Source organism: Yersinia sp. 2553 StPb PI, assembly GCF_052217105.1.
Classification (GTDB): domain Bacteria; phylum Pseudomonadota; class Gammaproteobacteria; order Enterobacterales; family Enterobacteriaceae; genus Yersinia; species Yersinia enterocolitica_E.
In genome coordinates this window covers 4172011-4187795 of the sequence record NZ_JAZGPX010000002.1, presented here as the reverse complement: position 1 = coordinate 4187795, position 15785 = coordinate 4172011, and the positions used below count along the sequence as shown (strand labels likewise).

The following is a 15785-nucleotide window of genomic DNA, read 5'->3' as shown; positions in this document are numbered from 1 at the left end:
CTGTTAAAACTTAAAGCCCCGATGTAACGCAACAATGCCACCGGTTAAATTGGAATAGGTTACGTTTTCAAACCCGGCATCTACCATCATGCCTTTCAGCGTTTCTTGATCGGGGTGCATCCGAATAGACTCCGCTAAATAACGGTAACTTTCAGAGTCCTGGGCCACAAGTTCGCCAATCTTGGGCAAAATATGGAAGGAATAAGCATCGTAGGCTTTGCTCAAAGGTTCCAGAAGTGGTTTGGAGAATTCGAGAACCAACAAACGACCACCGGGCTTTAATACCCGAAACATAGAGCGTAAGGCTTTTTCTTTTTCGGTTACATTTCGCAGGCCAAATGAAATGGTAATACAATCAAAGTAATTATCAGGGAAAGGTAAAGCCTCAGCATTAGCCTGCACATAACTGACATTACCTACAATACCTTTGTCACGTAGCTTTTCTCTACCCATACGCAACATCGATTCATTGATATCAGCCAGAACCACTTCACCCTGCTCACCCACAAGGCGAGAGAACTTGGCCGTTAAATCTCCGGTGCCACCCGCCAGATCTAATACCCGTTGACCGCGCCGAACACCACTACAGTCAATGGTAAAACGCTTCCAAATACGGTGAACACCGAACGACATCAGGTCATTCATCAGATCGTATTTGGCGGCTACGGAATGAAAAACTTCTGCCACCATGCCTTCTTTCTGTTCTTTGGCTACGGTGCGGAAACCAAAATGAGTGGTTTCCTTCTCCTGATCTACCATTTTCTGTGCCTGCTTTTCAGTCAATCTTTCGAGGAAGTGTACCAGAACTCCGATGAAAGCCCCACCTCACCTGGTATTAAGGTAACTACTTATTCGCAGTATTCTCAACATCATACAGAAGAGGACCATGCAACTAACCCTGATACTTCAGCGGTGCCGAATCATTTATATCCTTCTTACACAAAACTACAGCGGCATTAGTAGCTCTCATCCGCGTCACTGATTATAAGCTAACTCAGCGGTGCCACTCATGTTGCCTTACTGCAATCCTGATTGCTTTGGATATGTCTCTGACTCAGCATCATCAGATAGCGCTAAATCGCCTTCTGGTTGATGCTCAGCGCTGGCTCTTTCTGCCAGTAATGGGCTAATAGGCCGTTTTACCTCGACCCCCAGAGTGCGAAAACTTTCTACTTGCCCAATCAGGTTACCACGGCCTTGCGACAGTTTGTTCATTGCCTGACGATAACTTAGGTGCGCTTTATCGAGGCTTTGCCCCAACGACTCCATATCATCAACAAATAAGCGCAACTTGTCATAGAGTTTGGCTGCCCTATCGGCAATACGCTGTGCATTCTGGCTTTGATGCTCGTAACGCCATAAATTAGTAATCGTCCGCAAAGCCACCAGCAATGTTGTCGGGCTAACCAACATAATATTGTGCTGTAGTGCTTCACTTATCAACTCTGGCTGGCGATCAATGGCCACCAGAAATGCAGGTTCCACCGGAATAAACATCAATACATAATCAAGCGACCGCAACCCCGGAAGTTGTTGGTAATCCTTACGGCCTAACATTCTAATATGGGCGCGCAGCGATGATAAATGCTCATTGAGTGCTACTTCTCGCTCAGCGTCATCTTCGCTATTAAAATAGCGCTCATATGCAACCAACGACATTTTAGCGTCAATCACCACATCTTTACCCTGTGGTAAGCGCACAATGACATCTGGCTGCATACGACTGTTGCTATCAAGCTTTACACTTACCTGAGTTTGATACTCATAACCTTCACGCAGCCCAGAAGCTTCAAGCACTTTAGCCAGAACGACTTCCCCCCAGTTCCCCTGCGTTTTATTATCACCTTTCAGTGCTTTAGTCAGGTTTAGTGCTTCTCGCGCCATTTGAGCATTCAATTGTTGCAGACTGCGTATTTCATGGGTCAGCGTGTGGCGCTCTCTGGCTTCTTGTCCAAAGCTATCCTGAACCTGACGGCGGAAACCATCCAACTGTTCCCGTAAAGGCAGTAATAAGCGGTCCAGACTTTGTTTATTTTGTTCGTCCGCACGACGGCCAGTTTGTTCAAAGATGCGGTTCGCCAGATTTTCGAATTGTGTGGTCAGCCGCTGTTCACTGTTAATGAGAAGTCGCTGTTTTTCCTCGCCAGTCAGACGTGTTTCTTCCAAACGGATAGTGACTTCGCGCAGTTCCGCCTCTTGGGCGCTATTCACTTCTCTTTGAGCACGGAGTTCTTGATTGAGTTGATCACATTCATTACGCCAATGAGCTAACTGTTGCAGTTTTTCAGCATTTGCTGCCAATTGGCTGTGCAAACTACGTTGTTCCAATTCATCTTGCCGTAATTGCTGCTCATTGCGCTGTAAAGCAGTTTGTAGCTCGACAATATTCTGCTGCGCCTGCTGTAAGGACTGCTCTAGTAATCGCCGTTCTATATCCTGTTGCGCTTTATTCCGTTGCTGGTACAAGCTGGCAATTAGCCAACCAATAAGTCCACCGATAAGGCAGCCTGCCAGTCCATAAAATAAACTGATATCCACGGTTATCTCCCCATTAACCTATTGTCAGTCAAGGTAAGGGGATACTGTATGGATGTCCAGAGTGTTTTTCCGTTACATGCTATCTTGCGAAGCTGTGCGCATAAATAACACACAGTCCAAAAAACGCTCACCTTGCGACCCCAAATAGGTTAAAACAGCTATCCATTGACGAACGGCGTGCCACTTACGTACTTAATCTATCCAGTGAGATAGCCATTGAATGCCGAACGCGCCCGGAGCCAGAATACCGAAGGCCCAAATTAGAGCGGAAGTGATGTTGGCTAACTGAAAGTAGAACTTTGGCATAGCACAGATCCCGGCAACCAAAGGAACAACTGCGCGTAGTGGGCCAAAGAAGCGGCCAATAAACGCGCCAAAGAATCCCCAACGCTCAAAGAATGCATGGCCACGAACGAGTAACTGAGGATTGCGAGAAAGTGGCCACAAAGTGCCTACTCGGTCTTTGTAATGGACACCAACCCAATAGGAGAGCCAGTCGCCAAAGAAAGCACCTGCCGCAGCAGCGGCCCAAATGGGCCAGAAAGAGATACCACTTTCACCGATTAGCGCCCCCAATCCGAGCAAGATAACCGTTGCAGGTAGCAGTAAAGAAAGAAAGGCGAGCGACTCACCAAAAGCCAGAATAAAGACGATAGGAATCGCCCATGCTTCGTGTTCACGAACAAAATCGATAACGATAGTAATGACATCATTCAGGGTCACATGCATTTTCCTGTTAGCAACATAGTTGCTATTAGCATACCCAATGTGTCGTGATCTTTGTTTAACAAAAAATAAACGGCCGGAAGATTCCGACCGTTTATAGACTCAAGATCATTGCCGTTACAGCAAGGCTGCCAACGAACGAATCCTAATAATCTGACTCAAATCAGTGATTCGTTTAAGCCGGAGCCACTAGCCACACTGCAACTTCAAGTAAGAAAGAGTGCAGGTTAATACAATGAATCAAAGATATCAGGCGTTAGCCGTCACTACTTTATTGCCAGCCATTTCAGCAGAGCGGCGGATCCACAATTCACGCCATTTTTTCAGTGCTGATATCAGGATAATGACGCCCAGTGTCATCATAATAATCGAGATGATGCCATTGAACAGATTGTAGCCCTTAGCTGCTGAGTTGAAATACACGTGAGTGATCATCCAGTAACCAGCATAGTTTACGGTTACAAACAGATAGGCCAGTGGAATAACACAGGTCAGCATGTAAATACGTTTGGTTGCCAACCGCAGAATAATAGTGGCACCAATGATTAAACCAACAGAAGCCATTAATTGGTTTGATACGCCGAATAACGCCCAGACAGAGTTGATATCACCTGAGTTAAGCAGGTAACCCCACAGTGCGCAGGCAATAACACTGCATGCCAATGTACCTGGTAACCAATCAGTACGTTTCAGTGGTGCCCAAATATCACCTAAGAAGTCTTGCAGCAGATAACGAGCAACACGCGTGCCGGAGTCAACAGCAGTCAGAATAAATACCGCTTCAAACATAACAACAAATTGGAAGAAGTAAGCCGCCAGACTGCTGAACCATGGCACACGAATGAAGATATCCGTCATACCAACAGCTAAGGTTACCGCACCACCGGTACGACCATAGAGATCCAGGCCAATTTCCTGACTCAGTTTTGGCAAGTTCACCACTTCCATACCGAGCATGCTCCAGGCTTCAGCGGAAGAGTTAATCGCAAAGTAGTCAGCAGGATGCAAGGAGGTTGCCGCGATCAAGGCCATAACCCCAACCATACATTCGGCCAGCATCGCACCAAAGCCGACGGGTAAGATATCACTCCATTTGTCGATCTGTTTTGGTGTTGTCCCTGAGCCGATAAAGGCATGGAAACCAGAAATGGCACCACAGGCAATGGTAATAGAGATAAACGGCCAGACTGGGCCTGCCAACACCGGGCCTCCACCATGAATAAACTGGGTCAATGCCGGGAATTGAATTTCAGGGTTAATAAATACAACTCCAACAATCAACGCACCGAATACACCGATCTTCATAAAGCTGGAAAGATAACCACGAGGGGTTAATAGCATCCACACAGGGAGGGCGGTCGCAAAGAAAGCATACATTGGCAGGATGATACTGACGGTATCCGCTTTCAGCATTAACCAATCGCCCAGCCAGGTTCCTTCAATATAAGGGCCGACAAATACGCACACCATGATAGCAGCGATACCGACATAAGAAGCGCCCTTCATGCTGCCAGTCATGCGCTCCCATAAGCCAACGCAGATAGCGATAGGGATTGTCATGAACACGGCGAAAGTACCCCAAGGGTTACGTTCCAGTGCATGTACCACCACCATCGACAACCCGGCCATGGTAATAGTAATGATGAACAACATTGCCAGACCGGTACACCAGCCAGCAACCGGACCAAGCTCTGATTTTGCCACTTCCGACAGGGATTTCCCCTGATGTTTCATGGAAGCAAACAGCACAACCGTATCGTGAACCGCGCCGCCGATCACACAACCGATCAGCAACCACAGAAAACCAGGTAAATAACCATATTGGGCTGCCAGCACAGGGCCGACCAATGGACCAGCCGCAGCGATTGCCGCAAAGTGGCTACCAAAGTTCACCCATTTTTTAGTTGGAACGTAATCTTTACCATCTTCGAAGGTGTGGGAAGGTGTTACTTCACTGTCATCGACGCGCAAAACCTTACGAACAAAAAAGATACCGTATAAACGGTAGCAGATCATAAGGATACACGCTGAAGCGATAACAAAGGTAATCGCATGTTGCATGAGCATTCTCTCCAGGGAATTTGTCAGGCGTTAACATACGCCTGACCCCTAAGAGAAATATCAGCGATCTGGTTAAGCGGTAGTTTGTATCATTAAGCGGTTAAAAAGAGCCACCCAGTGGTGACTCAATATCATAAAGATCAGAAAGAGTGCGGGTAGATAAACCACTACTCTAAAAAATAGGACTGTAACTTTTTGCGCTCAGCGCTACCCAGGCCGAACTCCTGTTGCAACCACTGTTCACGACTACCATAACGCTGTTGAATACTACGCAGAGCAGTTTGAATAAACTCTTCTTTGGCCGATAAGACAAAAGCGAATTGCCCTAACGCTTGGTCATTCAGTTTGAGTGCCAACTCTGCCAGCATATGCTCACGGAAAGGGGCCAGAGTGGTTTCAGTCAACAGATAATCTTCCAATACCGTCGATTCATCGGCACCCAAGGCAAATAACACCAGTGCAGAACCAATACCAGTACGGTCTTTCCCGACAGCACAATGTTGTACCACACCCGCAGCAGCATGCTCCGAAGATGCGCAATTTTGCAACAATCCAACCAGTTGTTTATAGGCTTGATTATTAAAAGGCAGCCGGCGATAAAGCTCTAACATAAAACCACGGGCATCAAATGCCGCTAATGTCTCGTTAGTCAGTTTTTCCAAATTGGCATTGACTTCACTGCTCAGCGGGTTGGCCGGAATATTGTGATAACTGGCGCCAGTCCACACCACATCTGGTTTAGCCTGAACTTCATCGGCATCGCGATAATCAAGAATTTGAGCGACGGAGCCACTACTGAGGAAATCACAATCTCTGGTACTTAAGCGGTCGAGTGAACCTGAGCGGAACAGCAATCCGCGCTTGATACGCCGCCCATCAGCAGCCTGATTACCGCCAAGGTCACGAAAATTAATACCGCCATCAAGTGCGATTAGGGAGGGATGGGATAGAGCAGTTTTCGTCATATTTTCCTCTTATTATTGTTCTTTATAAGAGTGATGACCTTAGCAGATAAACCGGAAAAATAAAAAACGGGCCAGAAGACTGACCCGATAACAGACAGTTTGTTGACTCGCCAATCGTCGCTATTAGCTCAGACGGCGGGCCTAGATCAAATGACGAGCTGCTTCTACCACAATTTTCACCGCGTCACTTTCAGTCGCTTTCATAGTTTCTTCGTTTGGGATCTCTTGCTGGGTGCGATTTACAATTACCCCTGCGACCATGCCGGCACGCAAGCCCTGGCTGGCACACATGGTGAGCAAGGTTGCAGATTCCATTTCATAATTCATCACGCCCATAGATTGCCATTCTTCCATGGAGCCTTTAAAACGGCTGACAACACGACCAGAGAAGGTGTCATAACGCTCCTGCCCCGGATAGAAGGTATCGGAAGAGGCGGTCACACCAATATGAGTAGTCGCCCCCACTGATTTGGCAGCATTAACTAATGCAGTGGTGCAGGTAAAGTCAGCCACTGCTGGGAACTCCATCGGCGCAAAGTGCAGGCTGGCTCCGTCTAAACGTACAGCGGCGGTGGTAACCAACACATCACCAACATTAATATGTGGCTGAATAGCACCAGTGGTACCAATACGTAGGAAAGTCCGTACACCAAGCTGTGCCAGCTCTTCAACCGCAATAGAAGTCGATGGGCCACCGATACCCGTTGAGCAGACGATCACTGCTTTGCCATCCAATTCGGCGCGCCACGAAGTAAATTCACGATGAGAGGCCAAATGTACTGGGTTATCCATCAATTTAGCGATTTTCTCAACACGCTGTGGATCACCCGGAACGATAGCCAGAGTCGCCCCTTGCAGATCATTTTTAGTCAGGCCCAAGTGAAAAACGTCAGATTTAGCCATGTGTGAGAGTCCTCTTTCATGAGAGATGTTGTAGGGAGGTGCAAAGAAATACTTTACTCAAAATTATCACTTTATTTCGTGATGACAGTCACCTTGCCAAAAGAAATGAATTACACGATACATTTTAAATGTGACAAAAATCACATTTAATGGCAGTTAAGACTATTTTTTAGACAAAGCTGGCGAGAAATGACAATTATACCCAAGCTGATTACAGTTGCAGCTAACACCACTGCAACGCCAAGTACGAAAGGTATATTTCTCTATAAGCAGGAATGATAGACCAATATCCTGCTATCAATTGCTAACTGCTATCAATTGTTAAACTCTATCAACTATTAGTCTGAGTTATAAAATTCAAGATATGAATCACCAAAAATTATAATTACAAAAAACCTGATCTCATTAATCTCAAAGATTACCTATAGTTAAACTCGGCAATAGCAAAAATCGGGGAGTAATGGGTAATTCAACTCGGTAATTTTTTCTCATATCGCAAGGAGACTACAGTGAAAACTGATCAACTTATGACTCCCAGGCAGGCGGCAGACGGTTTCACCTCTGCGGTAGGCCCACTGGCCTCGACGACCCGCCATACCGATCAACAAGGTATTCACTGCACAGAAACCACCATTCCGTCTCAGGGCGATGAATTACCGGCCTATATTGCCAAACCGGCCCAGCAAAACGGGTCATATCCGGTGGTTATTGTCGTGCAAGAAATCTTTGGCGTACATGAGCATATTCAGGATATCTGCCGCAGACTAGCTAAACAGGGGTATCTGGCCATTGCACCTGAGCTGTTCTTCCGCCAAGGCGATGCCAAAGAATATGATGACATCAATGCATTAGTGAAAAATCTGGTGGGTAAAGTGCCAGACCGTCAGGTTATGGTGGATCTTGATCATGCAGCGCATTGGGCATCACGCCATGGTGGGGATACCAGTAAACTGGCCATTACCGGATTTTGCTGGGGTGGACGGATTGCGTGGTTGTATGCGGCCCATAACCCACAGTTAAAAGCGGCAGTGGCTTGGTATGGCAAACTGGTCGGTGAAAAAACCTTACTGTTACCCAAATCTCCGGTTGATGTCGCGATTGATCTCAATGCTCCGGTGCTAGGGTTGTATGGCGGCAAAGATGGCAGTATTACGCAAGAACATATCGATACTATGCGTCAGGCATTACGTGCAGCAAATGCCGATGCAGAAATCATTGTTTATCCAGATGCTGGGCATGCTTTTAATGCTGACTACCGCCCAAGTTATCACGCCGAATCCGCACTGGATGGCTGGCAGCGGATGCTCGATTGGTTTGATCAACATGGTGTTGCCGCCAATCCCATATCTGAATAAGTGAAATAACGGCAATAAAAAGGGCGCGAGATGCGCCCAGAATTTAACGATTAGACTGAGATAGCATCAGAGTTGTTCTGCACGCAAACGCTGCGCAGCCAGTACCATGTTTGCCAGTGCCTGACGGGTTTCTGGCCAGCCACGCGTTTTCAAACCACAATCCGGGTTAACCCACAAACGTTCTGCCGGGATACGTTGAGCGGCTTTACGTAGTAATGCTTCAATCCACTCCACACTTGGCACATTCGGCGAGTGAATATCATAAACGCCGGGCCCAATTTCATTCGGGTAAGCAAAATCTTCGAATGATTCGAGCAATTCCATATCTGAACGAGAGGTTTCGATGGTAATCACATCAGCATCTAGCGCAGCAATGGAATCCATGATGTCATTAAACTCGCAATAACACATATGAGTATGAATCTGGGTGTCATTCTGCGCGACAGCCGCATTCAGTTTAAAGGCATCGACGGCCCATTGTAGATACGCTTGCCAATCGGCACGGCGCAGGGGTAAGCCTTCACGCAGCGCAGGCTCATCAATCTGGATGATACCAATACCGGCTTTCTCCAGATCTTCCACTTCATCACGCAGCGCCAGTGCAATTTGTTTGGCGATGGTTTCACGGCTAACATCTTCGCGCGGGAATGACCAACACAGGATAGTGACCGGGCCGGTCAACATGCCTTTTACTGGTTTGTCCGTCAGCGATTGAGCATATTTGGCCCATTCAACCGTGATAGCTTGCGGGCGGCTGATGTCACCAATAATCACTGGCGGCTTAACACAACGGGAACCGTAGCTCTGCACCCAACCATTTTGGGTAAAAACGAATCCATCCAGATGTTCGCCAAAATATTCAACCATATCATTACGTTCTGCTTCACCATGAACCAATACGTCCAGACCTAAACGCTCCTGTTCAGCAATGGCTTGCTTGATATGTTCGCTGATACCGGTGCGGTAGTTTTTCCCATCCAAACGGCCTTGCTTGAAGTCCAGACGCAGGCCACGGATCTCAGTAGTTTGCGGGAATGAACCGATAGTGGTGGTTGGCCAGGCCGGTAAGTTAAAGCGCTTACGCTGCGCTTCAGCGCGGCCTTCATAAGGCAGTTGGCGTTCAATATCCTGTGCAGTAATGGCCGCCAGACGTTGCTCCACCTGCGTATTATGAACACGACTGGAGGATTGACGGGCACGGATCGGCGCACTGTACGCAGCTAACTCGGCCAGTTTGGCTTCGCTCGGCGCGTTTAATGCTTGTGTTAATAATGCCAGTTCAGCGCATTTTTGCAGCGCAAAGGCAAACCAGCTTTTCACTTCTGCATCAAGACGTGTTTCTTCACTTAAATCAATCGGGCTGTGTAATAAGGAGCAAGAGCTACCCAACCATAATGGGCGACCATTAACCTGTGGTTGCAGGCGCTCGAACCAGTTGCTAAGGTCAGCACGCCACACGTTACGGCCATTAATCACCCCCAGCGAGAGCAGCCACCCTTTTGGCAATTTTGTATCCAGAACAGCAATATCATCTTTGCCTGCAACCACATCAACATGCAGACCTTGCACTGGCAACTCACGGATAACGTCAAGGTTATGGCCGATGCTGTCGAAATAGGTGGTCAGCAACAATTTAACCTTGCCTTCCAGCACCTGATAAGCCGACTGATAAGCGTCCAGCCACTCTGGTGGTAACTCCAGTACCAGTGCAGGTTCGTCAATCTGTACCCACTCAATGCCACGTTTCGCTAATTCAGCCAGCACTTGTTGGTACACCGGGAGGATATCTTGCAGCAGAGAGAGACGGTCAAACTGCTCGCCTTTAACTTTACCCAGCCACAGATACGTTACCGGGCCCAGCAATACTGGTTTGATTTTGTGACCTAATGCCAGCGCTTCGTCCACCTCATCCAGCAGTTGAGTCCAGCCCAGTTTGAACTGCTGACCTAGTTGGAACTCTGGCACCATGTAGTGATAATTGGTGTTAAACCATTTAGTCATTTCCGCCGCTGCCGCAGGCTTACCGGTTGGTGCACGGCCACGGCCAATACGGAAGAGCGTATCCAAATCAATAGAACCATCCGTATTTTGATGGCGCTCTGGGACGTTGCCCAACAGCAGGCTGGTGGTCAATACATGGTCATACCACGCGAAGTCACCGACCGGCACCAAATCAATACCTGCTTGCTGCTGCTGTTGCCAATGGCGGGCGCGCAATTCACGACCCACATTGAGCAGTTCTTCTTGCGTGGAGTTGCCTGCCCAGTAACTTTCTTGTGCTTTTTTCAGTTCACGTTTCAGACCTACACGCGGAAAACCCAGTGTGTGATTTAAAATTGTCATCGTCATATTTCCCATTTAGCCATCCAGATGTTTACACATCCATAATCAGCAGGTACTGTATAATCCACAAGCGCATTTTGTTCACTGTCACTGTGAAGGACTCTCATGATCGAACTGAAACACTTACGCACCCTGCAAGCTTTGCGTAATACCGGCTCGCTGGCGGCGGCGGCAACGCAACTTCATCAGACACAATCGGCCTTGTCTCATCAATTCAGCGATCTGGAACAACGTCTGGGCTACCGTCTGTTTGTGCGTAAAAGCCAGCCGCTACGTTTCACTACGCAGGGAGAGATCTTGTTACAACTCGCAGAACAAGTGCTGCCACAAATTAAACAGGCACTGCAAACCTGCAATGAGCCGCACCAAACTGCGCTGCGCATCGCCATCGAATGCCATAGCTGTATTCAGTGGCTGGCACCTGCCTTGGATAACTTCCACAAAAACTGGCCGCAAGTGGCGATGGACTTCCAATCAGGCGTGACTTTCGATCCTCAACCCGCCTTGCAGCAAGGGGAGCTGGATCTGGTGCTGACATCAGATATCTTGCCGCGCAGTGGTCTGCACTATTCGCCAATGTTTGATTTTGAGGTGCGTCTGGTGCTGGCACCAGACCACCCATTAGCCAATAAGGCCCGCATCGAGCCGGAAGATTTAGCGCAAGAAGTGTTAATGATTTATCCGGTACAGCGGCAACGGTTAGATGTCTGGCGGCATTTCCTGCAACCCGCGGGGGTAAATCCGCCGCTGAAGAATGTGGATAATACTTTGCTACTGATTCAAATGGTGTCAGCACGCATGGGGATCGCCGCCCTACCACATTGGGTGGTAGAGAGTTTCGAACGTCAGGGATTGGTCGTCACTAAAACGCTGGGAAATGGTTTATGGAGCCGGTTATACGCGGCCGTCCGTGATGGAGAGCAGCGCCAACCGGTTACTGAAGCTTTTATTCGTTCGGCCCGGCAACACGCTTGCGAGAGTCTGCCGTTTGTAAAGAATGCGGAGCGACCCAACGCCGGTGTACCCATAGCGAAGCCATTATCACAATGGCCCCAATGATAAAACTGGGCCAATGGGGCTTTTCTTGCCAAATCGCCAGATTCACCAGCAGCCCAGCCGGAACATGCACGTTATTCATGATCCCCAAGGTGCCAGCATCGACTTGTGTCGCGCCATAGTTCCACATGAAATAACCTAGCGCAGAAGCCCCGACGCCCAGCCACACCAACACGCCCCACTGCAATTGCGTCGTGGGTAGTTTTTGTGGGTTACCAAAGGCAAACCAGGCAACAACCGCGACGGCGAAAGCACCAATATAGAACCATGAGAATGCCACATGCTGTGGGATCGGGTGGACTTCCATCAAGCGTTTGTAGCCCACTTGTCCGATGGCAAAACAGAGGTTTGCCGCCTGAACCAGCAGTAGCCCCCACCAAAAATGCTCGCTCAAATGGTCGTAGCGAATGATAGCCGCCCCGACTACTGCCAGTAACGCACTCAGAGCATAGCCCCAGCGCAGACGCTGGCGGCGCAGTAAATCATAGATCAAAGTGACATACAGCGGGGTCATCACCGTGAACAGCAAGAATTCCGGTACCGTCAGGTAGAGATAGGCACGGAAGCTGAACAAGTACATGATACCTAACTGAATTGAGCCCACGGCCATGTACAGCAGAATCACCCGCCAGTGGATGTTTTTCCAGCGCAAGAACGGCAAAAAGACCAGCGCGGCTAGCCCAACCCGCATTAGCACAGAGAACCAACTATCCACCTGTCCTGCCAGATATTCGCCAATCAGGCTAAATGAAAATGCCCATAAAATGGTGGTAACGACCAGTAACAACACGATAGTTTGGCTCATTGAGAATGATAAAGTGCAATTGTAGCGGAAGCCACAACGCAACTTTGCACAAACTAGGTTTACATCTGCTCGTATTTAACCCAGTCGAACTATCTTCATCTCAGGTACTATTCCAATAATCACCTAAGAGTTACATTCCCACGCCGATAATGGTCAGGATTAACGGTGTTGTGACCGCGGCAAGCACTGTAGACATCACCAAACTGGCGGCGGCTGGGCCAGTCAGTACATTAAACTGGCGTGACATCAGATACACATTCACGCCGGTAGCCATTGACCCCAGTAATACCACCACCTGCGTTTCCAGCGCTGGCAGGCCCATCGCCCATGCCAATGCCCAGATCACCATCGGCTGAACAATCAATTTGAGAAAACAGATCGCACTGCTGATTTGCCAGCCTTCCGTGACGCGATATTCCGCCAGCCCCATTCCCAATACAATCAGCGACAACGGCGGTGCTACCTGCCCTAACATGGTTACAGGTTGATCAATAAACTGCGGTAATTGCAGACCAGTCAGGCTGAATAAAGTGCCGGAAATAATTCCTATAATCAGAGGGTTAGTCAGCACGCTACGAGCAGTTTTCGCAAAGCCCTCCAGTGTTGGCGAGCCATTGCGCGCCCACTCCACCGAGATGGTGACTAATGTCCAGAGGATCAGGCCGTTAAACACCAAAACCAGCGCCACTGCTGGGATAGATTTCTCCCCCAACATAATGGTGGCAATAGGCAGGCCCAGCATCACGTTATTAGAGAAAATGCCGCCGAGGGCAAAAACGGAACCGGACACGCCATCCAGATGAAATATCCGGCTGGCAACAATCCGCCCGATAACAAACACCACTAGACAACTACCAAAAAAGGCAATCAGCAGGCGTGCATCCACCGCTGGGCGCTCAGAGAAATCGCACATCATACGAAACAGCATAGCGGGCAATGCGAGGGAGAAAACAAAGCGGGTCAGGCCATCAGTTATGGCAGAGGGCCACTTACCAAATCGTACCAAACAGTAACCCAGCGCAAGCAGCACAAATAACGGTGAAGACAACACAATCTGGTGCCAGAGCGAAATAACAAAGGCGGGCATGGTTCACTTCCTGTCAAGCCGGGCCAGGTCAGCCCGTAAATGTAAGAATGACTGACCTACTCTGTTTCCTGTTTTATTTATATCAAAGTCATTGGAGTTACAGGTAGGTATGCAGCAAGCTAACCCCCTGTAGCTTCAAGGACGAGGGCATATCAAATCTATACGGTCAGTACAGATACAGTCAACGCCCCACTTTAACAATTCCTGCGCGCGCGCTGGTTGGTTGACGGTATAGACCAAAATACGCAGCCCGGCGGCTTTGAGTAACGCTACTCGCTCCGCGGTCAACTGTTTGTAGTTAATGTGCAAAGAGACACAATCCAACTGACGGGTCATCGCCTGCCAGTTGTCATCCCATTTATCCAACAATAAACCACGTGGCAGCTCAGGTGCGGCCTGCTGGGCTGCAGCTAATGCATCAAACGAAAAAGAGGACAATAACGGCGGTATCGCCTGACCTTGCCACAACAAGCGGGCAGCCAGTGCAATAGCTCGGCCAGTGGCTATTTCAGTGCCAGTGGTGGGTTTAATCTCGATATTAGCAGCCATATCATGCTGTGCACAGCGAACTGCCACTTCGGATAAAAGAGGCAGGCGCTCACCACGAAATGCTGTGCTATACCAGTCTCCGGCATCTAATTGAAAAAGTTTTTCCCATGACAAATCACCGGCAACTCCCCAGCCATTACTGGTGCGTTCCAGCGTATCGTCATGCAATAGAAATATCTGGCCGTCGTGCGATAATTTTACGTCAAACTCAATCATCTTGTGGCCATAACGAGCGCCAACATCAATGGCTGCTAAGGTGTTTTCCGGTGCCAGTGAACCACCACCGCGGTGAGCGACGATCGAAGGGTAAGGCCAGTTTTTACTCATGATTCCATCCGTAGTCCGCTATCTGAATCAAAAAAGTGCAGCGCCGTTGGTGGTAAATATAAATGTAATGTACTGCCCACCACAGGCATTTCCTCGTGGGATAGGCGGGCAATAACACTCTGTCCACCCCACTGACCATGTGCCAGATTATCTGCACCCAACAATTCCAGCGTCAATAGTGGCATCGGTATACCCTGCGCCGAAGTTACCTGCTGAATATGCTCCGGACGAATGCCGAGGGTCAAGCGCCGATCCGCCCATTGTGGCCGAGGCTGTTCCAACGGCAGAGTTAGGCTATCAGATAAAATAAAGGCGTGCCCATCTGGGCTGACAGTGCCAGCTAACAGGTTCATCGCCGGTGAACCGATAAAACTGGCCACAAACAGTGTCGCTGGCCGTTGGTAAACCTCGCTTGGCGTACCAATTTGTTCGGCAACCCCTTTATTCATCACAATCACCCGCTGAGCCAATGTCATCGCCTCAACCTGATCATGGGTCACATATAGACTGGTGGTTTTTAGTCGGCGGTGCAACTGTTGCAGCTCAAGGCGCATCTGCACCCGCAGTTTGGCATCCAGATTGGAAAGTGGCTCATCAAACAAGAAAACCGCCGGTTCACGCACAATGGCCCGCCCCATTGCCACCCGCTGCCGCTGGCCGCCAGATAGTTCACGCGGTTTACGTTTTAGTAGCGGTTGCAGTTCCAGAATACGTGCGGCTTCATCCACTCGCTGGCGGATCTGCTCTTTGCCAAAACCACGAATTTTTAGGCCATAAGCCATGTTGTCAAACACACTCATGTGGGGATACAGCGCGTAGTTCTGAAACACCATCGCGATGCCACGATCTTTGGGTTCCATATGGGTAACCCGCTGATTATCAATATAGATATCACCACTGGTGGTGCGCTCCAATCCAGCAACCATACGCAGCAGCGTCGATTTACCACAGCCAGAAGGGCCAACCATTACGATGAATTCACCGTCGGCGACATCTAAATCAATTTGTTTAATCACTGGCGTGACGCCGTCATAAGATTTGGTTACTGCCTGAAGTTTTAAACATGCCAT

The 15785-nt window shown here is 48.8% G+C and carries 13 protein-coding genes; 2 read left to right on the top strand and 11 right to left on the bottom strand.

Annotated elements, in window-relative coordinates; translation table 11 throughout:
• Nucleotides 1-3: 3 nt before the first annotated feature.
• The 6 genes from ubiE to udp all read right to left on the bottom strand — a co-directional run bounded on the left by ubiE (nucleotide 4) and on the right by udp (nucleotide 7193).
• Entirely contained in the window at nucleotides 4-759 is a 756-nt protein-coding gene (gene ubiE / locus V2A84_RS20550) for a bifunctional demethylmenaquinone methyltransferase/2-methoxy-6-polyprenyl-1,4-benzoquinol methylase UbiE (protein WP_083162004.1), read from the bottom strand.
• Nucleotides 760-1017: 258 nt separating this feature from the next.
• Complete coding sequence (rmuC, locus tag V2A84_RS20545; protein ID WP_193784764.1) at nucleotides 1018-2538, bottom strand: DNA recombination protein RmuC; 1521 nt, start codon at nucleotides 2536-2538, stop codon at nucleotides 1018-1020.
• A 192-nt stretch (nucleotides 2539-2730) separates the two neighbouring features.
• Nucleotides 2731-3261: a DedA family protein gene (locus V2A84_RS20540; RefSeq protein ID WP_083164014.1), complete on the bottom strand. Its 531-nt coding sequence runs from the start codon at nucleotides 3259-3261 to the stop codon at nucleotides 2731-2733.
• Nucleotides 3262-3513: 252 nt separating this feature from the next.
• The gene (locus V2A84_RS20535) at nucleotides 3514-5325 is read right to left on the bottom strand and encodes a carbon starvation CstA family protein (RefSeq protein ID WP_372560033.1); all 1812 of its coding nucleotides are present in this window, start codon (nucleotides 5323-5325) and stop codon (nucleotides 3514-3516) included.
• 167 nt (nucleotides 5326-5492) lie between these two features.
• Nucleotides 5493-6290 (bottom strand): tyrosine-protein phosphatase, encoded by a 798-nt coding sequence (locus tag V2A84_RS20530; RefSeq protein WP_083162000.1) that lies wholly within the window; start codon nucleotides 6288-6290, stop codon nucleotides 5493-5495.
• Nucleotides 6291-6431: 141 nt separating this feature from the next.
• Entirely contained in the window at nucleotides 6432-7193 is a 762-nt protein-coding gene (udp, locus tag V2A84_RS20525) for a uridine phosphorylase (protein WP_005187884.1), read from the bottom strand.
• A 509-nt stretch (nucleotides 7194-7702) separates the two neighbouring features.
• On the opposite strand from udp, the gene V2A84_RS20520 reads away from it, so the two are divergent.
• A complete protein-coding gene (locus tag V2A84_RS20520) occupies nucleotides 7703-8548 on the top strand; it encodes a dienelactone hydrolase family protein (protein WP_372569743.1) in 846 nt (281 codons plus the stop codon).
• Between the two features lie 66 nt (nucleotides 8549-8614).
• Here the strand turns inward: V2A84_RS20520 and metE are convergent, their stop codons facing one another.
• Nucleotides 8615-10891 carry a 5-methyltetrahydropteroyltriglutamate--homocysteine S-methyltransferase gene (metE, locus tag V2A84_RS20515; protein ID WP_420073037.1) on the bottom strand — a complete coding sequence of 759 codons (2277 nt, stop codon included), beginning with the start codon at nucleotides 10889-10891 and terminating at the stop codon, nucleotides 8615-8617.
• Between the two features lie 105 nt (nucleotides 10892-10996).
• Between metE and metR the strand changes: the two genes are divergently transcribed.
• Entirely contained in the window at nucleotides 10997-11950 is a 954-nt protein-coding gene (gene metR, locus V2A84_RS20510) for an HTH-type transcriptional regulator MetR (protein WP_083161998.1), read from the top strand.
• Here metR and V2A84_RS20505 read toward each other — a convergent pair.
• From V2A84_RS20505 to V2A84_RS20490, 4 genes are all read right to left on the bottom strand, one after another.
• Nucleotides 11838-12737, bottom strand: coding sequence for a carboxylate/amino acid/amine transporter (locus V2A84_RS20505; RefSeq protein ID WP_032906902.1), 900 nt, complete (start codon nucleotides 12735-12737; stop codon nucleotides 11838-11840). The genes metR and V2A84_RS20505 overlap by 113 nt on opposite strands.
• Nucleotides 12738-12882: 145 nt before the next feature.
• Nucleotides 12883-13839: an AEC family transporter gene (locus tag V2A84_RS20500; RefSeq protein WP_083161997.1), complete on the bottom strand. Its 957-nt coding sequence runs from the start codon at nucleotides 13837-13839 to the stop codon at nucleotides 12883-12885.
• Nucleotides 13840-13974: 135 nt separating this feature from the next.
• Nucleotides 13975-14715 (bottom strand): glycerophosphodiester phosphodiesterase, encoded by a 741-nt coding sequence (ugpQ, locus tag V2A84_RS20495; protein ID WP_442849038.1) that lies wholly within the window; start codon nucleotides 14713-14715, stop codon nucleotides 13975-13977.
• On the bottom strand, nucleotides 14712-15785 hold the full coding sequence (locus V2A84_RS20490) for a sn-glycerol-3-phosphate import ATP-binding protein UgpC (RefSeq protein WP_083161994.1): 1074 nt from the start codon (nucleotides 15783-15785) through the stop codon (nucleotides 14712-14714). Before V2A84_RS20490 ends, ugpQ begins: the two co-directional genes overlap by 4 nt.